Origin of the sequence: Zoogloea oleivorans (assembly GCF_008107625.1) — a bacterium.
Classification (GTDB): Bacteria; Pseudomonadota; Gammaproteobacteria; order Burkholderiales; family Rhodocyclaceae; genus Zoogloea; species Zoogloea oleivorans.
On record NZ_SDKK01000001.1, the window covers coordinates 221,844 to 246,856 of the forward strand.

The window sequence follows — 25,013 nt, forward strand, 5'->3', positions numbered from 1 at the left end:
GGCCAGCAGGCGGGCGGTGAGGGCGCGCACGGGCTGGGGTTCTTCGATCAGGTCGACGCCGTCGAGCAACTGTTGCACGAGGGCTTCGGTGCCGTCTTCGGCCAGTTCGGCCCGATAGGTCTTGGGCACGTGCTTCTTTGGAGACGACAGGTTGTGGATGAAGGCGCCGTCGTCGGAAAACAGCAGCAGCCCGGTGGTGTCCACATCGAGCCGCCCGACGCTTTGCACGTCGCGGGCGACCAGCTGGTAGGGCAGCAGCGAATACACGCTGCGGTGGTGCTTGGGCTCGTGGGAGCACTCGTAGCCGGCCGGCTTGTAGAGGGCGACGTAGGTTTTTTCCCGGTAGGTCCAGGGTTCGTCTTCCACTTCGAAGACGAGGCCGGCCGTGGCGATCTCGGCGCCGGGGTTGTCCATGACTTCGCCGGCGATGCGGACTTCGCCAAGTTCAACAAGCTGACGGCACTGGCGACGGCTGCCAAAGCCCTGGTTCTGGAGGATGCGTTCGAGTTTCACGGGAAGGAGATGAGATACCTGTCTAACCTTCCATTATCCGGGCTTAGGGATCGAGTCGGCAAGAAAAGGCGGCTGGCGTCGGGCTCGTTCTCCTGGCAAGAGGTGCATGTGTTTGTGCTCGTGACACCGTTTTGTGCCGCCTTGCATGCTGCGCCGCCGCAATGTCGGCGTTTTCGAGCGCCTTGCCTGGCGCGCCGATCCGGCCTCCGGGGTGCTGTGCCGAGCGGGAAAAGGTGAGTGCAAATCATTCATTGGGAAAAAATTCCGTGTGAGTTTTTGTTTTTTTATGTGAATTTTTCGCTAAAGCTTGCCCTTCCCCATCCGTAGTTGCAGTGCACAATCACTGTCATTCAAACAGAGAGATTCCATGATCCCGCATCGATCTGTAGACCGGCTTTGGAACGGATTTGCGCCAGGTTCGCCGACATGTGCGGGGCGCGCATGACGGAATGTGCCGTTCATGTGGTTCAGTCCGGTCTGCGCCACTTTCTGCCCGCCTGCCTGTTTGCCGACCGCCTGCTGGGTGTGCTCCGCCTTGTGCAGTGTCACCGGGCGCTGTGTGCTGGCTGGTCGCATACGGATGTCGGTCATCCCTGCGCGCGCGATGGGGTCGTCAGCGGGCTTGATGAAGCTCTGGCGAGCTGTCGGGCCGCATCTCCTGCCCGTAGCGATGGCGCTTTTGTGGATGAGATCGAGGCGGGCTGGCAGGCATTGCTGGCCACGCGTGGACAGCTTTCGGCGGAGATGGCGTTCCTGCGCCACAGCCGTCTGATCGAGCAGATTCTCGGGCGGATCGGTCTGCTGGCCGAGCAGTGGCCAGGGCTCGACCGTGAGCAGGATCGTCTTGTCTCGGATTACGCCCGCCAGCTGCCGGCGCTCGCCGAGTGCCTCGGGCAGATTCGCGGGATGTGCTGCGGCGTGGCGGCCCAGGGGGGCTGTACGGCATTCAAGCGGACGCGCCTGCTTTTTCTGTGTTCGTCGGCGCAGGCCTTGCTGGTGACGGCCTATCAGTGCTACCGGGGCATTGCGCCTCCCGTCGAGGCGCTGGTGGCGCGTACGGCAACGGAAAGCCTGGTCCACATCGTGCGGGCCGGGTTTTTGCGGGAGCGGGTGGATTACCCCGTGGCTGCGTTCTACAAGACAGCGACCGAATCGATTGATACGGTGTTTGCATGGATCGAGCGCATTGGCGCTGATTTGAAGGACTCCGTTGGAGTAAATCAGGAATGAGTAGCGTGACAAGCAACGCAAACCGGTTGAGCGTGGTTCCCGCCTTGCCCCAGGCAGAGCCGCCGTCCCTGGCGGAAAGGGTGCTGGCGGCGCTCGAAGGCATGCTGATCCAGGGCCGGCTCGTGGCCGGTGGCCGTGAGCGCAGCCTGATCTATGCAGGCGATGGCGCCCAAGCCCTGTGCGGCTGGCCGACGACGGTACTGACCCGGGGGGATGGCCTGTTTTTCAGCGGACTTGTGCTGCCCGAAGACCGGCTGCCGCTGATGGCCCATGTCACCGAGGCCGCCGAGGCGGCGGGGCGCTATCGGGTGGATTACCGGATCACTCACCGCAATGGCAGCGTGCGCTGGGTCAGCGAGCAGGGGGCCGGGCGACGCGGGGACGACGGCGTGTTTTACACGGAAGCCCAGATCAAGGACATCACCGACGAAGTGCGTGCCCGGCAGCAGCTCGCCGACGCCGAGTTGCGCTACCGCAGTATTTTCGATTCCGGCAGCGAGGGGCTCTTCCAGACTTCGATGGATGGCCTCTATCTGGCGGCCAACCCGGCCCTGGCGACGATCTACGGCTATTCCTCGCCGGCCCAGCTGATTGCCGAGCTGCGCAACGTCGGGCGGCAGTTGTATGTCGATCCAGAGCGGCGCAGCGAGTTCACCACCCGGATGCAGGCCGACGGCGAAGTGCGGGATTTCGTTTCGGCGGTGCGCCGCCGGGACGGCAGCATCGTGTGGATCTCCGAGAGCGCCCACAGCGTGTGCGACCTCGACGGGAATTTCCTTTATTACGAAGGCTCGGTGCGCGACGTCACTGCCCAGCGCGAGGCCGAGAGCCGCCTGCGCCACCAGGCCACCCGTGACCAGCTCACCGGGCTGTTCAACCGCAGCAGTTTCGCCGAGCGTTTCGAAGAGAGCGCACGGCGCGCCGAACGGCGTGGCGAGGGGCTGGTCATCGCCTTCATCGACCTCGACAATTTCAAGGTCATCAACGATTCCCTCGGCCATCTTTACGGTGACAAGCTGTTGCTGGCGGTGTCGCACCGCTTGTCCCAGTGCCTGCGGGCGACGGACGTGCTGGCCCGTTACGGCGGCGACGAGTTCGTGCTGATGCTCGAAGCCGGCGCCCTCGACGGCAAGCTTGAAGCGGTGCTGGCGCGGGTTCAGGAATCGATTGCCCGGCCGATCCTGCTCGGCGAGCAGGAAGTCACCGTGACGTCCAGCATCGGTATCGCGCACTTTCCCGACGATGCGCGGGATTTGCCCCATCTGCTGCAGCAGGCGGATGCGGCCATGTACGCCGCCAAGGCCGCCGGGCGGGCGCGGGTGCATCGCTTTACGCCGGAAATCGGTGCCAATGCCACCGCCCGTCTTGAGCTGGAAATGGCCTTGCGCAGCGCCCTCGAGCGCAAGGAGTTGTCGCTGGTGTATCAGCCCCGCCTCGGGCGCAACGGCGAGCTGCGCGCACTGGAGGCCCTGCTGCGCTGGCAGAGCACCGAGTTCGGGGCGATCTCGCCGGTGCGCTTCATCCCGATCGCCGAGGAGACGGGCCTGATCGTGCCGATCACCGATTTCGTCATCGAGGCGGTGGCCAGCCAGCTCGACGTCTGGCGCCAGGCGGGCCTGCCCTGTCCGCGGATTGCCATCAACTGCTCGGTCCAGCTGTTCCGCGACGGACAGTTCGCCGAGCGGCTTTTCGGCATTCTCGATCGCCATGATCTGCCGCACCGCTGCATCGAACTGGAGATCACCGAGACCCAGTTGATGGCCGATCCGAAGCACATGATTTCGGCCCTCGGCAGCCTCAAGGCCCGCGGCCTTACCGTGGCCGTGGATGATTTCGGGACGGGCTATTCCAGCCTCGCTTACCTGAAGAGCCTGCCCATCGACGTCATCAAGATCGACAAATCCTTTGTGGACGGGCTGGGGCCCGATACGGAGGATTTCCTGTTTTCCCGCGCGATCATCAGCCTCGGCCACAGTCTGGGGCTGGAGGTGGTGGCCGAAGGCGTCGAGACGGGGCTGCAGTACACGCTGCTGCGCGAGCTGGGTTGCGACGAGTTCCAGGGCTACCGTTTCGACCGCCCGCTCGTGGCCTCGGCCATTGCCGGGAAACTGAGGGAAATGGGCAGCAGCCTGCGCTGGCCGCAGGCATGCGAGGTGGTATAGGGCCGTAATGCGCAGGGGTGCCTGCTTCCGGTAACATGACGCTCTCAGTTTTGCATTGCAGCAAACGGCATTGCTGAGTGCGTTCATCGACATTGTTTTGCATCTGACGGCCCTCACTTCCCCGTGCCGGGCCTGGATTCGCTTGATGTTTCTGGCAATGTCACCCGGGTCGAAGCTTTTAGAGGCACACAACTGATGTCATTGCAGAGCACCACACCCTCAAAAAGCAGGCTGTTTTTGAATATTGACGGCCTGGCTCTGCTGGCGCTTGTCGCGTGCCTGTTGCTGATGTTCGTTTGCGTCCGCGCCTACATTGCGCCGGACTCGACCGATCTGCGCTTTCACACCCGCAATGCCGCCTTTGTTTTCGAGCAGTTTGTGTCAGGCAATTTCATTCCGCGCTGGAATCCGCTGGCGCATGCGGGGGCGGGGGAAGCCAGCTTCGATCATTACGGCCCGGTTTCGTACATTGTTCCGGCGCTCTGGCAGTGGATGGGTTTTGGGCCCACCCTGGCACTCCTCTACGCATTCACGACCTGCTTTGCCGTCGGGGTCACGATTCTTCTGGCCCTGCCCAGCCCGGCAGAATTCCGCTATCGGGCGCTGGCGGCCCTTGGCCTCGGAACGTCGAGCGCGGCGGTGTTTCTTGCCTATTATGTGCAGGGCTATGCAGCCTATTTTTCTTCCGTATTGAGCCTTTGCGGCCTCGTGCTGCTGGCGGGCAATGACGGGTCTTCGCGCACGCTTTTGCGCCCCCTGTTTGCCATATTGTTTTTTGCAACGGCCTTTGCCGGCCATTTGCTGACGGCCGGGATCGTGCTGTTGTCCTTCGTGTTGCCGGCCTGCTTCTTTTACATCCGGGCGGGGCGGTGGACGGCCTTGAAGGACGTTCTGGCCATTGTTGGCATTGCCTTCCTTATGGCCTTGCCGTTTTCGGTGCAGCCTGTCTATTTCGCCCGTTTTCTGGATCTTGCCCATTACGCGCGGGATATTCGCTGGCAGGATTCCTTTGCGCTGCCCCTGATCTCGATGCACTTTTCCAGGCCGTGGTGGATCAGTGTCCAGATGGTGTCGATGGGCGTGCCTTTGCTGCTCGTGTTGTGCGGCGGAATCTGGCGCGCGATGAAGCCTGGCGATCCCGTGCATCGGACACTGGCGGCTGCTTCTGCCATTTGTGCTTTTGCCGCCCTGGATTTTTCGTATCCGCTGTGGGCGGCTTTTCCGTCGATTGCCGACAAGCTGCAAACACCACTCCGCTTCGTGTTTCCGGCCCTGATTGGCTGGGCTGCTCACGTCTTTCTCGCTGGACGGGGTTTTCTGCCCAGGCGGGTGGCATGGATCGAGTTTGCCGTTCTGCTCGTTTTGCCGCCGGCAATCGGCTTCTTGCATCTTCACAAAAACGTGGATCAGACGCCGGACGCCATCCAGATGGAGCCGGACACGCTGGCGGGCTACAACAAGAATTTCGTGCCCCTCAACTTTTCCGTTCCTGGAGAACCCGCGCCAGACCTGGCACGAGAATGCCGTGCCAATGCCGTCAGTTGCCGGTCTGCAGTCGAAGGTGGCACGCAGCGCGTGATCTCGGTGGAGTCCGATCACACCATCCAGGCTCTGCCGCTCGCTGTTGCCTGCTACACGACACTGGCAGGGCGTGTTGCGCCGGAGAACGGAGCAAGTGTGCATTGCGCGAACGGGCAGTTCGTACTGTCGGCTCCGCCGGGGCGCCATGTGGTTCGCATCGCCTGGGTCGGGGCGCCGGTCTACACTTTTTTCTGGGCAGGCAGTGCGATCGGCATCGCCCTGATGCTGGTCCTGCTGTGGCGCATGAGGGTACGCAGGCGCTAGCGGCCGCGCAGGAAGAGTCGGTCCAGATCCGTCATCGTCAGGGCGGTCCAGGTGGGGCGGCCGTGGTTGCACTGGTCGGCCCGCTCGGTCGCTTCCATTTCGCGCAGCAGCGCGTTCATTTCCGGAATGGTCAGGCTGCGGTTGGCGCGCACGGCGCCGTGGCAGGCCATGGTGGCCAGCAGCTCGTTGCGCCGCGCGGTGATGACGTCGGTGCTCGGGTAGTCGCGCAGTTCAGCCAGCAGCGCACGTACCAGTTCGCTCACCGGGGCCGTGGCGAGCAGCGCCGGGACGCTGCGCACGGCAAGTTCCTGCGGGCCGGCCGGGGCGATCTCGAATCCCATGCGTTCGAGCAGTTCGTCGTGCTCTTCGGCGCTGGCCATGTCCTTGGTGCCGACGCCGAAGACAGCGGGAATCAGCAGGCGCTGCACGCCGGGCGTGCCGTCGAGCAGGGTTTTGAGGCGTTCGTAGAGGATGCGTTCGTGGGCGGCGTGCATGTCCACGAGGATCAGGCCGGCTTCGTTCTGGGCCAGGATGTACACGCCGTGCAACTGGGCGATGGCATAGCCGAGGGGCGGGGCGAGGTCGCTGGCGGGCAGGGCGTACGCATTTACCGATTCGTTGCCTGCCGGGCTGGGTCGGGGGCCGAACGTGTTTGAAACGGCGGCGCCTGAAAATGCCGGTGCGTCGGGGCGCGCCGAGGCGGCGAATTCGAAATAGGCGCGCGAGGCCGGCTCCATGGCCAGCCGGCCCTGTAGCGGCGGCAGCGCGGCGGGAGGCGCGTAGGGCGTTGAGTAGGCCGTGCTTCCCGTGCTGGGGAGGCCAGCTGGTTCTGCTTCGTTGCGCACGCCCAGGCTTTCGCTGCTGCCGGCGCCCGAGACGGCCAGTACCCGTTTCAGCGCGTGGTACACAAACTGGTGAATGGCCCGCGAATCACGGAAGCGTACCTCGATCTTGGCCGGATGCACGTTCACATCCACGCCGTACGGGTCGAGCTCCAGGAACAGCACGTAGGCCGGGTGGCGGCTGCCGTGGAGGATGTCGGCGTAGGCCTCGCGAATGGCGTGGGTGACCAGCTTGTCGCGCACGAAGCGGCCATTCACGTAGAAGAACTGGGCATCGCGGCTGCTGCGCGAATAGGCCGGCAGCGAAGCGTAGCCGGAAAGGCGGATCAGGCCGGATTCCGCTTCGACCAGCCGGGCGGCGGCGAGGAAGTCGTCGCCGAGCAGGGCGCGCACCCGCGCTTCCTTGGTGCCGGAGGGCAGGCGGTGGCTGACCCGGCCGTTGTGGCTCAGTTGCAGGGCCACGTCCGGACGGGCCAGGGCGACGCGGCGGAAGACGTCGTCGCAATGGGCGAACTCGGTGCCTTCGCTTTTCAGGAACTTGCGCCGCGCCGGGGTGTTGAAATAGAGGTCGGCTACGTCCACCACCGAGCCGTGGTTGAGGGCCGCCGGGGCCAGTTCGCGCGGGTCGGCGTCGATGCGCCAGGCGTGGGGTTCGGTGTCGAAGCGGCTGGTGATGCTCATCCGCGACACGGCGGCAATGGCGGCCAGCGCCTCGCCGCGAAAGCCCATGGTGCCCACGTGTTCCAGGTCGTCGAGGCTGGCGATCTTGCTGGTGGCGTGACGTTCGAGCGCCAGCGGCAATTCGTCCCTGGGAATGCCGCAGCCGTCGTCGGCCACGCGGATGCGTCGCACACCGCCTTGCTCCAGTTGCACCTCGACGGCCGTCGCGCCGGCGTCCATGGCGTTTTCCAGTACTTCCTTGAGCACCGAGGCGGGCCGCTCGACCACCTCGCCGGCGGCGATCTGGTTGATGAGGTGGTCAGGCAGCAGGTGAATCGGCATGGCAGGGTTCCCGGTCGGCAGGGGGAGCATTGTAATGCGGACACCCCGGCCAATGAAAAACGCCCCGCTCACCGGACGGTGGCGGGGCGCTGCGGAGGCTGGCGGGATCAGTCTGGCGGCTGCACGGTGTACCACAGCACCGCCAAGGCCTGCGCCGGGCAGGCAACTGCCCGGTTTTTTTTGCCTGCATTCCGGCTTATGCAGCGATAAAAAAATGGTGTTCAAGTAAACCGTCAGCGTCGTCGTAATGAAACCTCAATCGACGGCGTTGGCGGGAGGCCACGCGCCGGTTTCGATTTGTGCCGGAGAAGAACCAATGAGCACCGCGAACCCCTTGCGTGTTTCGACGCGCATCCAGTTGCTGGTCGGCCTGACCCTGGCTGGTCTGCTGTGCCTGTGTCTGACGGCCCTGTTCCAGCTGAAGTCGACCATGCTGGAAGACCGCAAGGACAAACTCCAGAGCCAGGTCGAGAGCGCCGTGAGCGTACTCAAGCATTTCCACACCCAGGCCACCGACGGAAAACTGTCCGACGAGGACGCCCGCCGTGCCGCCCGCGAAGCCCTGCGGGGGGTGCGCTACAGCGGCAACGAATACTTCTTCATTTACAACATGGAAGGGCTGACCTTCATGCATCCCATCAAGCCCGATTTCGAGGGCCAGAGCAAATGGGATCTGAAGGACGCCAAGGGCAAGCTGCTGATTCGCGAACTGGCTGCGGCCGCCGGCAAGGGTGGCGGCTTCGTGGACTTCATGTGGGATCGCAGCAAGGAACTGCCGCCCGAACCCAAGCTCGCCTACGCGGCGCCCTTCGCGCCCTGGAACCTGATGGTCGGGACCGGGGTTTTTGTGGATGACATCGACAAGGCCTATCAGTCGATTGCCTGGATCTTCGGCGGTATTTCGGCGGTTTTGCTGGCCTTGCTGAGCTTTTTCGGCTGGCGGCTGGGGGCCGGCATCCTGCGTGAGCTGGGCGGCGAACCGAGCGAAGCGGCGGCGGTGATGCAGCGCGTTGCGGCTGGCGACCTGACGGCGGATGTCCGCCAGGCCCCGGCCGGCAGCCTGCTCCATGCGACCGGCACGATGGTGGGGGCCCTGCGCCAGCTCGTCCGAGAAATCAACAGCGACGCCGACAAGCTGGTCAGCAACGCCACGCTGATCGCCACAGTATCGGAAGATATTTCCGGTGCCGCAGAACGCCAGTCCGACGCCACCTCGGCCATGGCGGCGGCCATCGAGGAGCTGACCGTCAGCTCCAGCCACATTTCCGACAGTGCCCACGACACCTCGGTGGACTCCCGCGAAGCCGTCCAGCTCGCCGGGCTCGGCACCACCCGCGTGCAACTGGCGGCCGAGTCGATCCAGAAGATTTCCCGCACCGTATCCGATGCGTCGGGCCGCATCCATGCCCTCGAAGAGCGCGCCCGGCAGGTTTCGTCGATTGCCAATGTGATCAAGGAAATTGCCGGCCAGACCAACCTGCTGGCCCTCAATGCTGCCATCGAGGCGGCCCGCGCCGGCGAGCAGGGGCGGGGCTTTGCCGTGGTGGCCGACGAAGTCCGCAAGCTGGCCGAACGCACATCCCTGGCCACCACCGAAATCGAGCAGATGATCGTCGGCATCCAGCACGACACCGTGGGTGCCGTCGACGCCATGAACGCCGCCTTGCCCGAGGTGCAGGAGGGCGTCGAGCTGGCCGGATCGGCCACCGAGTTGCTGCAGACTATCGAGAGCGGTGCCCGCCGCACCCTCGAACGGGTGGGCGAGGTGGCCGACGCGACCCGCGAGCAAAGCGCCGCCAGCACCTCCATCGCCCAGCGGGTCGAGCAGATTGCCGGCATGGTCGAGGAAACCACCGAATCCATTCGTGGCACGGCTGCCACCGCTCACCAGCTCGAAGGGATTGCCGGCAATCTGAAGCAGCAGATCGGCAGGTTCCGCATCCCGTAAGCGCCGGGTCACCAGCGGCGGGGGTGTCCGTATAATCCGCGTCTCACCCCACACGGAGCGATCCATGAAACTCGGCACCCCTCTTTCCCCCACCGCCCTGCGCGTGATGCTGCTTGGCTCCGGCGAACTCGGCAAGGAAGTCCTCATCGCCCTGCAACGCCTGGGCGTGGAAACGATTGCCGTGGATCGCTACCCGAACGCCCCCGGCCACCAGGTCGCCCATCGCTCCCACGTCATTTCGATGACCGACGGCGCCGCTCTGCGGGCCCTGATCGAACTGGAAAAGCCGCACCTGGTGGTGCCCGAAATCGAAGCCATCGCCACCGACATGCTGGTCGAGATCGAAGCCGAAGGCCTGGCCGAAGTCATCCCCACCGCCCGCGCCGCCAGGCTGACCATGAACCGCGAAGGCATCCGCCGCCTCGCCGCCGAAGAACTCGGCCTGCCCACCTCGCCCTACCGCTTTGCCGATTCGCTGGCCGAGTTGCAGGCCGCCATCGACGGCAGCGACGGTGCGCCCGCCATCGGCTACCCGTGCATCGTCAAACCGGTGATGTCGTCCTCCGGTAAGGGCCAGTCCCTGCTCCGGGGGCCGGACGACGTGCAGACGGCGTGGGACTACGCCGCCGCCGGCGGACGGGTGAATTCGGGCCGGGTCATCGTCGAAGGCTTCGTCGATTTTGAATACGAAATCACCTTGCTCACCGTGCGTGCCAAAGATGCTGCCGGTGAAGTGCAAACCTACTTCTGCGACCCCATCGGCCACGTGCAGGTGTCGGGCGACTACGTCGAATCCTGGCAGCCGCAGGCCATGCGCCCGGCCGCACTGGCCCGCGCGCGGGAGATCGCCGGGGCTGTCACCGCCAACCTGGGCGGGCGCGGTTTGTTCGGCGTTGAACTGTTCGTGAAGGGCGACGACGTGTGGTTCTCGGAAGTCAGCCCGCGGCCCCACGACACCGGGCTGGTGACCCTGTGTTCCCAGCGCTTCTCCGAATTCGAGCTTCACGCCCGCGCCATCCTCGGCCTGCCGGTGGACGTGAGCCTGCGCGAGCCGGGCGCCTCGGCGGTGATCTACGGCGGCATGGAAGCCGCCGGCATCGCCTTCGAAGGCGTCGCCGAAGCGCTGGCCGTGCCACGCAGCGACATCCGTTTGTTCGGCAAGCCGGAATCCTTCACCAAGCGCCGCATGGGCGTGGCGGTGGCCAACGGTGCCGACGTGAACGAAGCGCGCGAGCGGGCCAAGCTGGCGGCCAGCAAGATCAAGCCCGTGGCGTGAGCCTGTCCCGCATGGCGACCTTGATATTGGGTATCATGTGATCCATTAATCAAGAATCACTTGATTCCTCTGGAGTCGTCGCCATGCTACTTGTAAGTCCGCAGAAAATTGCCGCCGTCATGGATCTGGTGCCTGTCCCGCACTCGTTTTCCGAACTTGACGAGATGGTCTCGAAAGGCCTGCCGAAGGGAAGCCTGAAGGCCAGCATCGAGCACGTCTGCAAAAGCTCGGAAGAGCGCAAGGCGCTGCTGTACCGGATCATTCCCGAAGCCACCTACAAGCGTCGTCGCGACAGCCTGTCGGCCGAAGAGTCCGGGCGGACCGAAAGGCTGGCCCGGATCTTCGCTACCGCCGAATACGTCTGGAACTCGGAACAGGACGCCCAGGCCTTTCTGGGCAGCCCCCACGCCATGCTGCAAGGCCGCACGCCCCTCGACGTTTCCATGACCGAACTGGGCGCCCGCCGCGTCGAAGAACTGCTCTGGAGGCTGTACTACGGGATCGCGGCCTGATGCAGATATTCCGCATCGGCGACGAGCGCCATCCCCTGTGGGACGGCAGTGGCGCCGCACTTGTCGGCGGCCGCTGGAACAGCCCCGGCCGCCCGGTCATCTACGGCTCCCTGAGCTACGCCTGCGCCATGCTCGAAATTCTCGCCCACGCCAGCATCGGCCGCATCCCGGCGACGCAGCGCTTCGTCATTGCTGCGCTGCCCGCCGGCGTGACGGTCGAACGCCACCACGCCAACGCGCTGCCCACCGGATGGGATGCCGAGAACAGCGCCTGTGCACGGGAATTTGGCGACCTGTGGCTTGAACAGGCAAGAAGCGCCGTCCTGCTGGTGCCCTCGGTCCTGGCCCGCCCGGAATGGAATGCCCTGGTGAACCCCCACCACCCGGACGCCAGCCGCCTGGTGTTGTCGGCGCCGGAGAAAGTCGTGTGGGATCAGCGACTGTTTACCCGGCGGCCGGGCTAAGGCCACCAGTCTGGTAGCGGGTGAATTCGGATTGGGGGCGGGTTGTCGGCCTTTGCCGACATTCGTGTTTAGCGGAAGGAGTAGCAGCTATGCGGCAGCCAGCTGTCGCTCAGCACCCTCTCAGTCCAATGGAGCACTGGTTAGGTCACGTTGCATTAACCGAGCCTGTAGCTGACCTTGGTGTCGGTGACGATCACTTTGCCGCGCTTCTGAAGCTCTGCGATTAGGCTGACAATTTCCGCATCGGTGTTCGGCTTCTGGTGTTGCTTGAGTAGTGCCTTGATTGTGCTGGTCAGGGTGGCAACCTTGCGTGGGCGGGAGGCTCCTCGTTTTTTGAGGTCGGCGAGCACCAGATCAATTGCTGACGGGTTTCCGTTGGTCGATTGAAGCGCTGCCTTGGGAGCGGTTGCCGCAGGTGCAGGACTAGGTGGCGGCGCAGGCTGAGCACATGCGGAACTAGGACACTGGAAGTTGCCGCGCTGATTGAGGACGATCTGCATCTTTTCCTTGATCGACTTCGAGCCCAGCAGGTGGTTGAGCGCCTTGCAACAGGCCACGCAGTTCCCATCGTCGTTCGTGCCGCCGTTGGCACTAGCGACCAGATGCTCGACTGAAGCCTCGGCTTTGGGCAGAGGCTTCAAGCAGAAGAAGCACTGACCCCCTTGGGCAAATAGCAAGCGATCGAGATGTGTAGTCATCTTGGTTGGCACTCTGGATTGGAGTCGATTATCCGGCGGCATTGTATCGGGAGGCATGGCTCCGATGAGGAGCCTGCCGAACCCAGGGCTCCCGCAGCTACGCAAATGACATTACTTTCTGACTTTCCTGTAGCCATCTCAACTTCGCAACTCTTTGTTTTGTTGAGATGTGCCAACTGAGCCTCAGCAAAGAAATCAATCCGGAATGCGTAGCTGCGGCAGCCTTGCCCCTGCCCCCTTGAACCGGCATGGTTTAATGCTGGATATAAAATTTTCTCTAGTGACTACAAGTCCGTATTTTAAATTGCAATTTAGAAAATTACGTATCTCCGGAAATGGACCAGGGGTGGCAGAAGAGCCGATCGCGAATCAGCTGACAGTTACATTCAACCCATCCGATGAACGCCCCCTCTCGGTGCGAGGCGAGATTCAAATCTCGAACTGGAAGCATGCAGGGCTACTGACTGATTGCCGGCCGTTTGTCGTCGCTGCCCCGTGCTTAGAGCCTGCTTGGTGTCAGCAGTTTGAGGATCTGCTCAGAAATTCAGCCTTGACACTGGAGCCAATCCTTCGTTGTTTCCCATCGTCGGGCCTAGTCGCGATCCATGCTGCATTACAGGTTGCGGAGCAGGTTTACGTTTACCGTATGCCCCTCAAGCCCAGCTTCATTCGCCCCCCAGGCATGTCGTCTCGAAAACCCTTGCCCTGTGCCTTTCACAATTGGCTAGGAGAGCGACGGCTCGGTTTTTCCCTCCTGCGTGAGAATGGTCCGGAACGCCTCATCTGGGACTCACTCACCCCTGAAGCGCTGACCAATAGCGGAGAGCCAACAGACACCGATCCAGTGACGGCACTGGAGAATCTCTTTGGTCAAGCGCGGTCCGATCTGGAAGGTGAGTTTGCCGAAACGCTGAACTGGCTAGCGGCCCTTGAACGACGAGCCTGGGCCTGCAATGCTGAGGAGACCAGGCTGACGACCTTAGAGCGACACTTCTTCTTGAGCCGCCATAACCCTGTAACACCCAATTGGTGGCTATTCAACAATAGATTATCCGCACCGTTGGATGCTGTCCTTCAGCGGCTCATGGTTTGTCAGGTTGACTTGGTAGGCGGCTGAGACGCGGATATGCAAGCAGTTTGCGCAGAATTCCCTGCTGCTCGTGCTTGCGCTCGGTCGAGTACGGGGCACGCTCGTGGTAATAGCAGAAATCTTCATGGATGAAGACGGGTTTCTGAGCGAGCTCCGTCGCCGGGATCATGATGGCGTAGTCCGTCACGTTATCGACCCAATGCCCGTTGATGCGCAGATGATCCTTTGGTATCTGTTGAAACAGAGACTTCCGAAATCCTCGCAGATGAGTCCAGACATTGCCACCCCCCTTTTCTCGGGGATTCTCATAATCAGGTTCGTAGAGATGAAGCGGCTTGTCGGGGCGAAACATCACACCGTGGATCAGGTCGGCGCCGTCCTCGATGGCGCTCAGCAATCGTGACGAAACTTTCCACGACATCAAGACGTCGTCGAGATCCAGCGTAACGACTAGGACTTCGTCATGCTGGCAGATCACCTCAACGGCTTCGATGAAGTTCCTGACGTACCCGCTCCGACTCCTCCGGCGAATGAGCGTCGTGCGCTCCCGCAAGGGGCCGAGTAAATCTGGAATGAACCAGGTCGCTCCAAAATCACCGGCGTCGTCGATGATGATGATGCCGAAGCGCTGATCCTCCTGCATCCGCAAGGAGTCGATGCTCCGCTTGAGTTTGGCGAATCCCGTGTCGCGTCCCTTCATCAAGAATACCAACGGCTCCGTCCTAGCGGGATAAGACCAATTCGCCGTAGGCACCAAGTCCCACTCCCCACCTTGCTCGTGCGGGACAATGCCCTGTGCAATGAGGTCTCGCCAAGTCGGCAGGCTCCGGTGGGCCTTGTCTTCGTTTCTCGGATGGACGTAGAAAGATCGGCTATCCCCGCCCCGCACGCAGCGCATCCCCGTTTGTTGCTGTCGGTGCTGAACGGCCCGGTGCCACATCCATTCGAAGCGCCCTTCCTGGACCGGGTTTGTCATGGGCTGCAGAGCCTTTAGTCGCTCCAGGTCGAAGAGGCCAAATCTGATCTCAGGGACAAAGTTGCCGGTATATGGCTTGAAGCCATCTATCGGCTGAGGAATGTTGAAGCCCACCCCCAGAACGTCCGCTGGTTGCGCCGCTGCAAGCATATCCGCGATGAAATCGTGGCTGACGTCTTTACGTCCGATCAGTACGTCTACATCGCACTGAAGAACATAGCGGGTGCGGACTTGGTCGAACGCCCAGATCTGTGAGAACAGAGGCGCGCCGCTTGTGGTGTGGGTCTCATGAACCAGGTCGTTGCCGAACCAGCGTGCGTACGTGGAATGGATTTCAGCAGGGTCAGTCGGCGAGAACCAGACTTCATCCACCATACTCACCGATCTGAGCTCCGCCGCCACCGCGCTGACCCGCCCCAGATCGCCTGCACCAAACTGCCGCAGATAGGGGCCCTGGTACCGGTCGATCGCCAGCACAATTTTCCCAAACTTCTTTGGTGAGGAGAGTTGGGTGATGATGTGCCGCACTTGGTCCTCCATCAGCGCGGCATCCTGCGGGCATCCCTTGATCAGAAGGGTGACATCGCAAGCACGGTCTGCTTCTGGTGGCTCCACCTTGGTTTGCATCGGGGACACGTGAGGAAATAGGCCCTCGACGAGCGATCGATAAAAGCGAGGAAAACCAGCCAACTGATCAAGGGCCTCATGTTGACGCAGTATCGAGGTCCGCCGTGCGAGTTCGTGGTCTGAGTTACCCAGCATGGCGATGCTGTAGAGTCGGGCGGCTGCGTCCAGGAAGCGTGAAGGCGTGAAAGGAACGATGTCGTCGCCAACATCGATATAGATCAGCCTGCCGTCCTTCAGAACCCTGAAATTGGATCGCTTGATGTTGGAAGTGACCAACCCGTGTCGATGAAGTTGTCGCAAGAAGTGGGTGACCGTGCTCTCCGGCACAGTGGCTGGAAACGCGCTTGAGACCGTCCATTGGTAGTGGCATCGTATTTCCCCCTCCGCCTCGATGCTCCATTCCACCACCGGAATCGGCCCATCTTCTCCCACTGAATCGCACAGAGGTTTCAACCGCTCCACGGCGTCCGCGTCCATAGCCCATGGATAGAACCGTTTGTGAATTCGGTTGCCCTCCCGCCATACGATGCCTTCCTGCCCAACGCCCAGAATTGATCGTTGGCTCTCTAAAGCCTCCAACCAGCAGCGGACTGCCACGGCCAAGCGTTCCCGCTGAAGTGCCCATTGAGCGGAGCGCCGATTGTCTTGCGTCGTGGCGCCGCCGAGCGAGTACACCGCATAGATCGGTGAAGGGACGACGATGCCCTTTTCGGGATGTAGACACAGGAGTGATGCCACAAGCCAGTGATCTTCGGCGCTTCGGATATCTGGATAGCGGATTCCGGATTGACTGCGCAGCACGAGGTTACAGGAAGGCAGTTCCTGAGGCGCTCCGTGCAGGCAGAACCCTTCGACAAAGTGGACCAACCGTTGGCGATCCAGCAAAACTGCAGGGTCCGCGATGTTAGAACGATCTAGTAGCTCCTCATCAACTGCAAGGTGATTGCTGCCGAGCACATATTGGGCCCCAGACTCATCGCCTTCGCGGCACAACACGGCGACCGACACGCTGGAAGCCAGAACGTCATCCGCATCGAGCCTTGCGACCCAACGAGCACCAGGAAGGTGTTGATCGACGAAGTCGAGCAGCGCATTGCGGGCTCGGGATGCAGAGCCACAGATACCTTCGATCACCAACACGCTCGGATGCTCTAGCAGCTCGCAGCAACTTTCTCGCCAGCCGTCCGTGGACTGGTCGTCGAGCAGAACAACGACCGCGTGGCCGTTCTCGACGACCGTTTGTGACAGCGCCGACTTGAGTGCTCGTGGCAGCCTCCGGGCCTGGTTGCAAACGGTAATCCCGATGACGAGTTGGGCGGAAAGGATCTTGGCTGAGAGCATGCCGCGAGCATGTAGCGCGCGAACCGAGAGCACGGGACAAGGGCGCCGGGGAGCTGAGTCACGCATGCGCAGGGGCTCCAACCTCTGCCTGAATCTCCTCTTCGGACCAGCCGAATAGATTGTCAACGCGCTCAAAGAAACGGTGCCTGATAGCTTCATTCATCCGATGGCCATGTAGCGCTAGGAACTGCGCCAGCCCTACGCGTTTCGCCTCGCTTTTTCGAGAGGAGAGGCTGGATCTGTCGGTGTCCAGATTCCAGCTAGCCGTATGCCTACCAGTGAAGGCGAGCTTTGGATCGGGAAGCGACAGGACTCGGATTGCCAGATCTCTGTCGTTGCAGCTCTTGAGACCTTCTGTAAAACGCCCCGCCGCAAGCAGCGTTGTCAGGCGGATAAACGTGTTCGACCCCTGCCAGCCGGGATTGCCGGTCAGAAAATCCTCAACGGAAAACGACAGCGGCGGATCACGTGGTACCTCTTCACCATCGATGAGCGTCCGAAGCCCCGAGACTACGACATCTGGCGAACCCACACTTCGAGTTGCGTCCTCGCAGATGCTCAAGTGCTCGGGATCCCACTGATCATCGTCATCGAGAATCGCGACATAGGCTTTCGGCCAGTGAGCGGCGATGTACTCGATCCCTGTGTTCCAGGTGTTGGCTGCGCCGGGTGCCTTCACGTTGCTCAGAACATGGACGTCCGTGCGTGGTAGCTGTCTTTGGCGCGTTTCAACGAAGTTTGCCGACATGGAGAAGTTGTCGGTAACGATGACTAACGCATCTAATTGCCTGACTTGGCTTGATATCGATGGGATGGCCACCCTGAGTAATGTGTCTCTCGATGGGAGAGTTGCGATCAGTCCGACGATAGTCAGGTAGGTGTCCTTGTCGTCTTTAGGGGCGGTCAGCATTGAAATGAGTTTCAGCATTGAATGCTGACCATTATCCCATTTTCATTAGTCCGGTGTTGGTACCCTAGCCAGCTGCGGATGCCAGTTCCATTCGATGTGGCGACATGGGCGCAAATCTCCGTCCGGCACCCCGCTTCGCAAACGGCAGCTGCTGGGCGAATTCGTGTCGTTCGAGCTTGGTGGGTGCAACGGCCGGAACGGCCGAATAGCAGCTCCCCCAACCCCCCAGACCACAAAAAAACCCAAACCTCGACTCGTCCGAAACTCTCCACCTGCTTCCTTGCCCTTCGCCGTGATGAACTGCTTCGCTCTCGCCCTTCATTCCCATCGGATCAGGGCCTGCCTGTCTGGAGGCACGCCGGGTGAGCAGGAATGCGATTTCGGACAATGGGTGGCAGGGCGTAATCCTACGCCTCGTCTTGCCTGCCTTGTCGCGGGGCTGACTGGTAATACTTCACTTTGAAAAATAAGCTCGATGGGGTAGACGCTGATAAAGATGTACGGCAGGCCATGATCGAAGCTATTAAAGCCCAATCGATTTCCTCTCGTTTGCAACCAAGGGCAAGAACCCGGCTAAAACAGCGGGGCTTGAATGAATTGTCATCCGACTCACTCTGCGCCGGGTGAACACGAGAGTCCCGATGGGTGCAAAAGACGTTTGCAGTGACTATCCGTTTTGTCGGAATTCTTTACGTTGTTCATTTTCCGTCCTGACCTCGCCGCCATATCGTCTTGTTTTTGTTCGATATTTTTTCTGGGCGTGAATGTTGCCTCATTCTAGAGCGCTCGATCCGTTCACGTCGCGAGGGCAGTTTTCATAAGTCGGTTGGGTATTGGATTTTCATAAAAATTCAGGAGGAAGTCATGTTATCCATGCTTGGTCATTTTCTTGGTATTTGTGTTTCGAGCACGACAGCACTTGTACGCCGCAAACGCCAATATTGGTTTGCATGCGGCACATTGTTGTTGATGCTCAATCCAGTAAGTGCGCATGCGATAGTAATGTTTGCAGGCACTTTTCCCGGTTCAGACCCCTTGAATAGCGTCACATTTGCAGGGAATTCGTCGACGAACTACGCTGAGTTGGTTGTTACGGGGGGAAACGTTCGTGTCAGTGACTTTCGGTCATCCACTGTTCTTTTTAATCAGGAGTGGCTCGCCAGGGTTCTGTTTAGCACCATAGTGCGACCTGTGAACGATGAGTTGGAAGTAACTGTTGAGCTGACCCACAAAGTCGACCCGCATCCCGCCGATGGCGATGCCGGTGGCGGGCCGACTTATTCTGTGACGTTCAATTGCACTGCTGGCAGCGTATGCGCGGGGCGCCCAAATTCAGGTGCTTTATTTGACACTTACATGCAGACGGCTCCCGAAACCATCCTGGCTCATAATGGCCCGGGCGATCATCTGGATATTTTTAATAGTTCATTCTCGATTGATATCAGTAAAGCCGACTTTTGTTTGCCGAGCTGCGGGAACGAGGGGTGGCAAATCGACAAATGGCGTCTGGACGTTACGGGGCGGCACATCCCCGAGCCCTCATCGCTGGCCTTGTTGGCCGTTGCTGCGCTTTCCTTCGGGCGTTACCGCCACTCGCCGCGATTGCTGCTCCGCGATTGATTAATCAATGAAAATCGGGGATGTATGTGTGGGTATCGTCGTTTAATCCCCGTCTGCCGTGGATTTAATATGTCCAGCCGGGGATTAAACGACGAATTTTGATATTAATTCCCCGGCGCGGATGGATTTTTCCCGGTCGCTTCATAATCTTTCCCTGATGGGGATGGATTTAATATCGGCGGAGCGGGATATTTTGTCTGCCGGGGGGGATATTCGGGTGGGGGAGATCGATTTTTTGGGTGTGGAGAGGTTTTACTGTGGGTCGGACTTCAGTCCGACAGCGCAGGTTCAGCGATTTGAGTCGGACTGAAGTCCGACCCACAGGCAGGGGCGGGGCTGGACTGGCTTTCGCCCCTTTTTACTTCTCCGGCTGCGCCTGGCGTTGCAGGGCGATGAGGAACAGCATCCCCGCGGCCATCACCCAGGCGGCCACGAACAGGGCGCCGCGGTAGCTGCCGGTGGCGGTGGCGATGTAGCCGGCCATGGCGGGGGCGACGATCTGGGCGACGCCGTAGCTGAGGGTCAGGCGGGCCATGGCCTTGGCCGGGTTGGCGGGGAAGCAGCGGCCGATGATCGACAGGGTGAGGCTGACGATGCCGACGAAGGTGCCGCCGTAGAGCACGGCGCTGGCCACGTTGGCGGCGGTGCCGTCGCTCAGGGCGGGCAGCAGGATCGACACGATCTGCAGGCCGTAGGCGAGGAGCAGGGCGGGGATCTGGCCCATGCGGGCAGACAGGCGGTCCCACAGGAAGCAGGAGGGGGCGGCGGCGAGGCCGACGATGACCCACACCCAGCCGCCCTTGCCGGCCAAGAGCGGCAGCTTTTCGACGATGGCGACGATGAAGGTGGCGCTGATCACGTAGCCGAAGCCGGCGCAGAAGTAGGCGGCGATGAACAGCCACATCCAGCGTTTGGCGGGGGCGGCGGGGTGGCTGGCGGCGGCGTGGGCGCTGACTGCGGCGGGGGCCGGCAGCCAGAACCAGGCGGGCAGGAAGAAGGCCACGCCAAGCAGGCCGAGGCCGATCCACTGGCCGTCCCAGGCCAGGTTGCCGACCATGGCGGCCACCGCCAGGCCCGACACCACGATGCCCAGCCCGATGCCGGCAAAGTGCAGGCCCAGCTCGGGCCGATGGCCGTGGCGGATCAGCCAGTTGAGGACGAGGCCGGAGGCGATCAGCAGCCCGGCGGTGCTCGACAGCCCGGACACGAAGCGCAGGGCGACCCACAGGTTGAGGTCTTGCGTCATGCCCATGGCGGCGGTGCTGACCACGGCGACCACCAAACCGATGCGGTAGAGCTGGAACTTGCGGCCGAGGTCGCTGATGGTGGCGGCCATCAGTGCGCCGGTGATGTAGCCGGCGTAGTTGAAGGTGGCCAGCCAGCCGCCGGCCAGATCGGTGAGGCCGGCCTCGCCGCGCATGATCGGCAAGAGCGGCGTGTAGGCAAAGCGGGCCAGGCCCACGGTAAGGATCAGGGCACAGATACCGGCGAAGATCACCCGGTAGCGGTCGGCCTGGCTGGTCGCGGGGAGCGCGGCTTGGGCTGTCGTCATGCTGTTCTCTCTGTTTTGGGGTTGTTATGGAGATCGATACTACGGATTGGCGGAGGGGGAGGCTTTCGATAGAGTGACTTCCTGTGTCGATGAAACGACAGCTTTGCCGGGGAGTGGAGAGATGGATTTGAGCGACGACTGGATCTCGGTGGAGGTGCCGGAGATCGAAACCCTGCCGCGGCCGGTCTTCCTGCGCTCCCAGTGCCTGCCGGCGCGGCACATCTTTCCGGTGCATTCCCATCGCTGGAACCAGTTTGTGTACGCCACCTCGGGCACGCTGGTGGTGACGGTGGAAGACTGCTGGTATGTGATTACCCCCGAGCAGGCCATCTGGGTGCCCACCGGTGTGCTGCACACCACCGGAGCGCTGAATGGGGCCGCGTTCCGCAATCTCTACGTGGCCGATCTGCCAGGCCTGGGCATGCCGCGAACCTGCACCGCCTTTGCGGTGTCTCCCTTCCTGAGGGCCTTGATCATCGAGCTGGTGGACGGCGCCAAACGGAACGAGGACGATATCTACATTGCGCAGGTGAACGGCCTCATTCTTGAGCAATTGCGGCGTCTGCCGGTGCAGGACTTTCACCTGCCGTGGCCGAAAAGCCCGATGCTGCGCAAGATCTGCGAAGCGCTGTACGCCAACCCCGCCGACCCCCGCGGGGCGGATGAATGGGGTGCCGAACTGGGCGCTTCGTCACGCACGCTGGCGCGCCGCTTCGAGAAGGAACTGGGCATCACGCTGCGTGAATGGCGGCATCGCCTGCGTCTGTTCCGGGCCGTGGAATGGCTGGGGGCCGGGCGCAGCGTGACCGACATTGCCCTCGAACTGGGTTATGCCTCGACCTCGGCCTTTACCTACATGTTCCGTCAGGAAATGGGCTGCAGTCCGACCGAGTACCGGGGCCGTTGAAGGAGTGACAAATGAGCATCAAGGCTGATCTGCGCCACGTGATCTACGCGCTGTCGGATGCGCTCGATCTGGTGGGCGTGGACGATGTGGCCCACGGCAAGCGGGTCGGGATCATGGCGGCGGAGTGCGGGCGGGCCGGTGGCCTGCCGGACGACGAAGTGGCGTTTCTGTTTGACCTGGGCATGCTCCACGACATCGGTGTGTCATCGACGCGCACCCATTGCCATCTGGTGGAAGAGTTCGACTGGGATGGCTCGCAGGTGCATTGCGAGGTGGGTCATGCGCTGCTCAAGGGTTTTGCCCCCTTTGTGCCGATGGCCCGGCCGGTGTTGTATCACCACACCCGCTGGGAAGAGCTGACCCGTACCGAAGTGACGCCGTCGGTGGCGCGTCACGCCAACCTGATCTATCTGGTCGACCGGGTCGATGCGCTGGCGGCGCCTCATTACGCCGACAATTCCGTGCTGCAGAACACCGATGCCCTCCGCGACAAGATCGCCGGGCATGCGGGCAGCTACTTCTCACCAGAGCTGGTCGAGCTGTTTCTCAAGGCTTCGCGCACCGAAGCCTTCTGGCTGATGCTGGAGCCGCGCTCGATCCAGGCCTGCCTGCTTGAGCTGCTCAAGCGTGACGACGACTACCCGGCGTCCATCGCCGAACTCAAGCAGCTGGCCTGCATCTTTGCCCGCATTGTCGATGCCAAGAGCCCCTTCACCGCTGAACATTCGTTGGGGGTGGCGCAGCTGTCGCGCTTTCTGGCCGAGCGCCTGGGGGTGACTGAGGAAAACTGCGACAAGCTGGAAATTGCCGGTTTGCTGCACGACCTGGGCAAGCTGCGGGTGCCCGATGAAATCCTCGACAAGCCCGGCCGGCTCGACGCCATGGAGCGCCGCATCATCAATACCCACAGCTTCGAAACCTTCCGCATCCTGCACAACATCGCCGGCTTCGAGGAGATCACGCGGTGGGCCGCCTGGCATCACGAGGAGCCCGATGGCAGCGGCTATCCTTTCCATATCAAGGGCGACGCGCTGCCGATTGAAGCGCGCATCCTGCGGGTGGCCGACATCTTTCAGGCGATGGTGCAGAAGCGGCCGTATCGCACCGGGCTGTCGGTGAAGGAGGTGAGTGGTTTCATCGCCGAACTGGCCAGCCAGGGGCGTATCGATGCCCAGGTGACGGCGACGCTGCTGGCCGTGGCGGATGAGGCGATGGTCGTTGCCCAGCCAACCTTTCATCACTTTCCCGCAAGTCTGGCGTCGTCCTGAGGCCTCAGGCTGTTTATGCCTCGCTGGGCAGGCGGCCAAGCACGTAGCGGGTCATGCCCAGGGCCAGTTCCTGCTCGCTGACGAACACTTCGCCGAGCTTGTCGGCACGCAAGAGGGCGGCGCCGTCTTCGTTGTCGGCGCGCAGCACCACTTCGATGCCGGGGTTCAGCTTGCGGGCGATGTCCACCATCTTGCGGCTGGCCAGCGGGTCGGGGGTGGTCACCACCAGCATGGCGGCGCGGGTGATATGGGCCTGGACGAGCACGATCGGGTCGGAGGCGTCGCCCGTCACCGCGGCCTTGCCGGCGCGGCGCAGGTTCTCCACCACCTCGCGGTTGCTGTCGGCAACCACAAAGGGAATGTGGCGCAGCTCAAGGGCGGCGGCCATGTGCTGGCCGATCCGGCCGTAGCCCACCAGCACCACCTGCCCGGAAAGCAGCTTGCGGTCGGTGGACATGGGCAGGGCGGCGAGCGGGTCGTCGCGCAGGTCGAGCTTGCGCGCCCACGCCGAACGGGCCCGCGCCCACGCCTGGGCCGGCTCGATGGCGGCGAAAAGCAGCGAGTTGAGGGCGATGGAAATCAGCGCCCCGGCAAGGATCAGGTTCTGCCCTTCCATGCTGAGCAAGCCGAGGCCCAGCCCCAGTCCGGCCAGAATGAACGAGAACTCGCCGATCTGGGCCAGGCTGGCCCCCACCGTCAGGGCCGTATTGAGCGGGTAGCGGAAGGCCAGCACCAGCGCGATGGCGGCGATGGTCTTGCCGACCAGGATGATCGCCACCACAACGGCCACCTTGAAGGGCGCCTCAATCAGCACCTGTGGATCGAAAAGCATGCCCACCGATACGAAGAACAGCACCGAGAAGGCGTCGCGCAGCGGCAGCGAGTCTTCCGCCGCGCGGTGGCTGAACTCCGATTCGCGCATCATCATGCCGGCGAAGAAGGCGCCCAGCGCGAAGGACACGTCGAAGAGCACCGCCGAGGCGTAGGCCACACCCACCGCAGCGGCGATCACGCACAGCGTGAACAGCTCCCGCGAGCCGGTGCGCGCCACCAGCCACAGCACTTTCGGAAAGGCCCGCCGGCCAACCACCAGCATCAGCGCGATGAAGGCCGACACCTTGGCCAGCGTGAGGCCGACGGTCAGGGCCAGGTCGCGAAAGTCGGCCAGTGGTGCGGCGTCCTTGGCGCCCAGCAGCGGGGCCAGGGCCGGCAGCAGCACCAGCACCAGCACCATCGCCAGATCTTCCACCACCAGCCAGCCCACCGCGATGCGCCCGTTGGTCGATTCGAGGATGCCCTTGGCCTCCAGCGCGCGCAGCAGCACCACCGTGCTGGCCACCGACAAGGCCAGGCCGAAGACCACCGCCTCGCCCACCGGCCAGCCCCACCACAAGGCCGTGCCGGCGCCCAGGCCGGTGGCCACGGCAATCTGCACGATGGCCCCGGGCACGGCGATCTTGCGCACCGCCAGCAGGTCATCCAGCGAGAAATGCAGCCCGACGCCGAACATCAGCAGCATCACCCCGATTTCCGCCAGTTGGCTGGCCAGGCCGATGTCGGCGACAAAACCCGGCGTGCCGGGGCCGATGGCCATGCCGGCCAGCAGATAGCCGACCAGCGGCGGCATGCGCAGGCGGGCGGCGAGCATGCCGAGGACAAGGGCCAGGCCGAAGCCGGTAGCAATGAGGGCAATCAGGGAAACGTTATGAGGCATCGGCAGGGGCAGGTTTGTAGAGTGGGTGCGAGCCTGTTCGACGCTCGCCATCCGGGCAGGTTCGGCAGAAGCCGATTTTATTCCTGCCGCAGCGATGTGAAGGGCCTGCTCTGCGACGCCGATCCGGTGATTTTGCCCCGCGCGGGGGCGCGGAGCTTACCGGTAGCGGGTCAGGAGCGCGTTGTAGCGGGGGTCGGTCTTGAGTGGGGCGAGATCGGCTGAGGCATCAAGCAAAGAAAAACCGCGGAATCCATGCTGGAAGGCGTCGCGCAAATGGCGTACCGCTGCGTCTTCGTCCCCTGCGCGCATGCGCAGGATGGCCAGATTGTAGTCGATCATCGGTTCATCGCCGCGTTGCTGGCGTGCCTGCACAAGCAGGGCCTCGGCTTCAGGCAGTTCGTTGGCGGCGAGTTTCCGTTCGGCGTGGCGGATCAGGTCCACCGGGCTGGCACTTGGGGCTGGGGCGGCGACCTCGCGGGCTGGCGGCGCCACGATAGCCGGTGCCGGTGCCGGTGC

General features: G+C 62.5%; 20 protein-coding genes. 12 read left to right on the plus strand and 8 right to left on the minus strand.

Going from position 1 to position 25,013, the window contains the following annotated elements:
* The coding region (locus tag ETQ85_RS01050; RefSeq protein WP_187394535.1) for a pseudouridine synthase at positions 1-513 on the minus strand (513 nt) is incomplete at its 3' end.
* 145 nt (positions 514-658) lie between these two features.
* On the opposite strand from ETQ85_RS01050, the gene ETQ85_RS26050 reads away from it, so the two are divergent.
* The 4 genes from ETQ85_RS26050 to ETQ85_RS01065 all read left to right on the plus strand — a co-directional run bounded on the left by ETQ85_RS26050 (position 659) and on the right by ETQ85_RS01065 (position 5,750).
* Positions 659-805 (plus strand): hypothetical protein, encoded by a 147-nt coding sequence (locus ETQ85_RS26050; protein ID WP_187394536.1) that lies wholly within the window; start codon positions 659-661, stop codon positions 803-805.
* A gap of 149 nt (positions 806-954) precedes the next feature.
* Positions 955-1,743 carry a hypothetical protein gene (locus ETQ85_RS01055; RefSeq protein WP_148577260.1) on the plus strand — a complete coding sequence of 263 codons (789 nt, stop codon included), beginning with the start codon at positions 955-957 and terminating at the stop codon, positions 1,741-1,743.
* A gap of 5 nt (positions 1,744-1,748) precedes the next feature.
* Positions 1,749-3,905: a putative bifunctional diguanylate cyclase/phosphodiesterase gene (locus tag ETQ85_RS01060; RefSeq protein WP_187394537.1), complete on the plus strand. Its 2,157-nt coding sequence runs from the start codon at positions 1,749-1,751 to the stop codon at positions 3,903-3,905.
* A 195-nt stretch (positions 3,906-4,100) separates the two neighbouring features.
* Positions 4,101-5,750 (plus strand): hypothetical protein, encoded by a 1,650-nt coding sequence (locus tag ETQ85_RS01065; RefSeq protein WP_148577262.1) that lies wholly within the window; start codon positions 4,101-4,103, stop codon positions 5,748-5,750.
* Here the strand turns inward: ETQ85_RS01065 and mutL are convergent.
* Positions 5,747-7,594 carry a DNA mismatch repair endonuclease MutL gene (gene mutL, locus ETQ85_RS01070; protein WP_148577263.1) on the minus strand — a complete coding sequence of 616 codons (1,848 nt, stop codon included), beginning with the start codon at positions 7,592-7,594 and terminating at the stop codon, positions 5,747-5,749. The genes ETQ85_RS01065 and mutL overlap by 4 nt on opposite strands.
* 316 nt (positions 7,595-7,910) lie before the next feature.
* On the opposite strand from mutL, the gene ETQ85_RS01075 reads away from it, so the two are divergent.
* The 4 genes from ETQ85_RS01075 to ETQ85_RS01090 all read left to right on the plus strand — a co-directional run bounded on the left by ETQ85_RS01075 (position 7,911) and on the right by ETQ85_RS01090 (position 11,794).
* Complete coding sequence (locus tag ETQ85_RS01075) at positions 7,911-9,542, plus strand: methyl-accepting chemotaxis protein (protein ID WP_148577264.1); 1,632 nt, start codon at positions 7,911-7,913, stop codon at positions 9,540-9,542.
* Between the two features lie 64 nt (positions 9,543-9,606).
* On the plus strand, positions 9,607-10,818 hold the full coding sequence (gene purT, locus ETQ85_RS01080; RefSeq protein ID WP_148577265.1) for a formate-dependent phosphoribosylglycinamide formyltransferase: 1,212 nt from the start codon (positions 9,607-9,609) through the stop codon (positions 10,816-10,818).
* 83 nt (positions 10,819-10,901) lie between these two features.
* Positions 10,902-11,330 carry an antitoxin Xre/MbcA/ParS toxin-binding domain-containing protein gene (locus ETQ85_RS01085; RefSeq protein ID WP_148577266.1) on the plus strand — a complete coding sequence of 143 codons (429 nt, stop codon included), beginning with the start codon at positions 10,902-10,904 and terminating at the stop codon, positions 11,328-11,330.
* On the plus strand, positions 11,330-11,794 hold the full coding sequence (locus ETQ85_RS01090) for an RES family NAD+ phosphorylase (protein ID WP_148577267.1): 465 nt from the start codon (positions 11,330-11,332) through the stop codon (positions 11,792-11,794). Before ETQ85_RS01085 ends, ETQ85_RS01090 begins: the two co-directional genes overlap by 1 nt.
* A 155-nt stretch (positions 11,795-11,949) precedes the next feature.
* Here ETQ85_RS01090 and ETQ85_RS01095 read toward each other — a convergent pair whose 3' ends face one another.
* A complete protein-coding gene (locus ETQ85_RS01095; protein ID WP_148577268.1) occupies positions 11,950-12,492 on the minus strand; it encodes an HNH endonuclease in 543 nt (180 codons plus the stop codon).
* 256 nt (positions 12,493-12,748) lie between these two features.
* Between ETQ85_RS01095 and ETQ85_RS01100 the strand changes: the two genes are divergently transcribed.
* Entirely contained in the window at positions 12,749-13,609 is an 861-nt protein-coding gene (locus ETQ85_RS01100) for a hypothetical protein (RefSeq protein WP_148577269.1), read from the plus strand.
* Here the strand turns inward: ETQ85_RS01100 and ETQ85_RS01105 are convergent.
* Positions 13,575-16,526 (minus strand): glycosyltransferase family A protein, encoded by a 2,952-nt coding sequence (locus tag ETQ85_RS01105; protein ID WP_187394538.1) that lies wholly within the window; start codon positions 16,524-16,526, stop codon positions 13,575-13,577. The two genes, ETQ85_RS01100 and ETQ85_RS01105, sit on opposite strands and share 35 nt — an antisense overlap.
* A 58-nt stretch (positions 16,527-16,584) precedes the next feature.
* Entirely contained in the window at positions 16,585-17,454 is an 870-nt protein-coding gene (locus ETQ85_RS01110) for a glycosyltransferase family 2 protein (RefSeq protein ID WP_148577271.1), read from the minus strand.
* Between the two features lie 846 nt (positions 17,455-18,300).
* On the opposite strand from ETQ85_RS01110, the gene ETQ85_RS01115 reads away from it, so the two are divergent.
* Positions 18,301-19,056: a hypothetical protein gene (locus tag ETQ85_RS01115; RefSeq protein ID WP_148577272.1), complete on the plus strand. Its 756-nt coding sequence runs from the start codon at positions 18,301-18,303 to the stop codon at positions 19,054-19,056.
* A 358-nt stretch (positions 19,057-19,414) separates the two neighbouring features.
* Here the strand turns inward: ETQ85_RS01115 and ETQ85_RS01120 are convergent, their stop codons facing one another.
* Entirely contained in the window at positions 19,415-20,608 is a 1,194-nt protein-coding gene (locus ETQ85_RS01120) for a YbfB/YjiJ family MFS transporter (protein WP_148577273.1), read from the minus strand.
* A gap of 121 nt (positions 20,609-20,729) precedes the next feature.
* On the opposite strand from ETQ85_RS01120, the gene ETQ85_RS01125 reads away from it, so the two are divergent.
* Both ETQ85_RS01125 and ETQ85_RS01130 read left to right on the plus strand, forming a co-directional pair.
* Positions 20,730-21,515: an AraC family transcriptional regulator gene (locus tag ETQ85_RS01125; RefSeq protein WP_148577274.1), complete on the plus strand. Its 786-nt coding sequence runs from the start codon at positions 20,730-20,732 to the stop codon at positions 21,513-21,515.
* Between the two features lie 11 nt (positions 21,516-21,526).
* Entirely contained in the window at positions 21,527-22,783 is a 1,257-nt protein-coding gene (locus ETQ85_RS01130; protein WP_148577275.1) for an HD-GYP domain-containing protein, read from the plus strand.
* Between the two features lie 13 nt (positions 22,784-22,796).
* Here ETQ85_RS01130 and ETQ85_RS01135 read toward each other — a convergent pair whose 3' ends face one another.
* Together ETQ85_RS01135 and ETQ85_RS01140 are read right to left on the minus strand one after the other, a co-directional pair.
* Positions 22,797-24,548, minus strand: a complete 1,752-nt coding sequence (locus ETQ85_RS01135; RefSeq protein WP_246128563.1) for a cation:proton antiporter domain-containing protein — start codon at positions 24,546-24,548, stop codon at positions 22,797-22,799.
* A gap of 105 nt (positions 24,549-24,653) precedes the next feature.
* Positions 24,654-25,013, minus strand: a 360-nt coding sequence (locus ETQ85_RS01140; protein ID WP_222862014.1) for a TPR end-of-group domain-containing protein, incomplete at its 5' end; no start/stop codon positions are given.

Bases quoted from the DNA above. Each gene is read 5' to 3' on its own strand.
- ETQ85_RS26050 (WP_187394536.1), top strand. From the start codon at position 659: ATGCTGCGCCGCCGCAATGTCGGCGTTTTCGAGCGCCTTGCCTGGCGC.
- ETQ85_RS01055 (WP_148577260.1), top strand. From the start codon at position 955: ATGACGGAATGTGCCGTTCATGTGGTTCAGTCCGGTCTGCGCCACTTT.
- ETQ85_RS01065 (WP_148577262.1), top strand. From the start codon at position 4,101: ATGTCATTGCAGAGCACCACACCCTCAAAAAGCAGGCTGTTTTTGAAT.
- mutL (WP_148577263.1), bottom strand. From the start codon at position 7,594: ATGCCGATTCACCTGCTGCCTGACCACCTCATCAACCAGATCGCCGCC.
- ETQ85_RS01075 (WP_148577264.1), top strand. From the start codon at position 7,911: ATGAGCACCGCGAACCCCTTGCGTGTTTCGACGCGCATCCAGTTGCTG.
- purT (WP_148577265.1), top strand. From the start codon at position 9,607: ATGAAACTCGGCACCCCTCTTTCCCCCACCGCCCTGCGCGTGATGCTG.
- ETQ85_RS01085 (WP_148577266.1), top strand. From the start codon at position 10,902: ATGCTACTTGTAAGTCCGCAGAAAATTGCCGCCGTCATGGATCTGGTG.
- ETQ85_RS01090 (WP_148577267.1), top strand. From the start codon at position 11,330: ATGCAGATATTCCGCATCGGCGACGAGCGCCATCCCCTGTGGGACGGC.
- ETQ85_RS01095 (WP_148577268.1), bottom strand. From the start codon at position 12,492: ATGACTACACATCTCGATCGCTTGCTATTTGCCCAAGGGGGTCAGTGC.
- ETQ85_RS01100 (WP_148577269.1), top strand. From the start codon at position 12,749: ATGCTGGATATAAAATTTTCTCTAGTGACTACAAGTCCGTATTTTAAA.
- ETQ85_RS01105 (WP_187394538.1), bottom strand. From the start codon at position 16,526: ATGCTCTCAGCCAAGATCCTTTCCGCCCAACTCGTCATCGGGATTACC.
- ETQ85_RS01110 (WP_148577271.1), bottom strand. From the start codon at position 17,454: ATGCTGAAACTCATTTCAATGCTGACCGCCCCTAAAGACGACAAGGAC.
- ETQ85_RS01115 (WP_148577272.1), top strand. From the start codon at position 18,301: ATGTTATCCATGCTTGGTCATTTTCTTGGTATTTGTGTTTCGAGCACG.
- ETQ85_RS01120 (WP_148577273.1), bottom strand. From the start codon at position 20,608: ATGACGACAGCCCAAGCCGCGCTCCCCGCGACCAGCCAGGCCGACCGC.
- ETQ85_RS01125 (WP_148577274.1), top strand. From the start codon at position 20,730: ATGGATTTGAGCGACGACTGGATCTCGGTGGAGGTGCCGGAGATCGAA.
- ETQ85_RS01130 (WP_148577275.1), top strand. From the start codon at position 21,527: ATGAGCATCAAGGCTGATCTGCGCCACGTGATCTACGCGCTGTCGGAT.
- ETQ85_RS01135 (WP_246128563.1), bottom strand. From the start codon at position 24,548: ATGGCGAGCGTCGAACAGGCTCGCACCCACTCTACAAACCTGCCCCTG.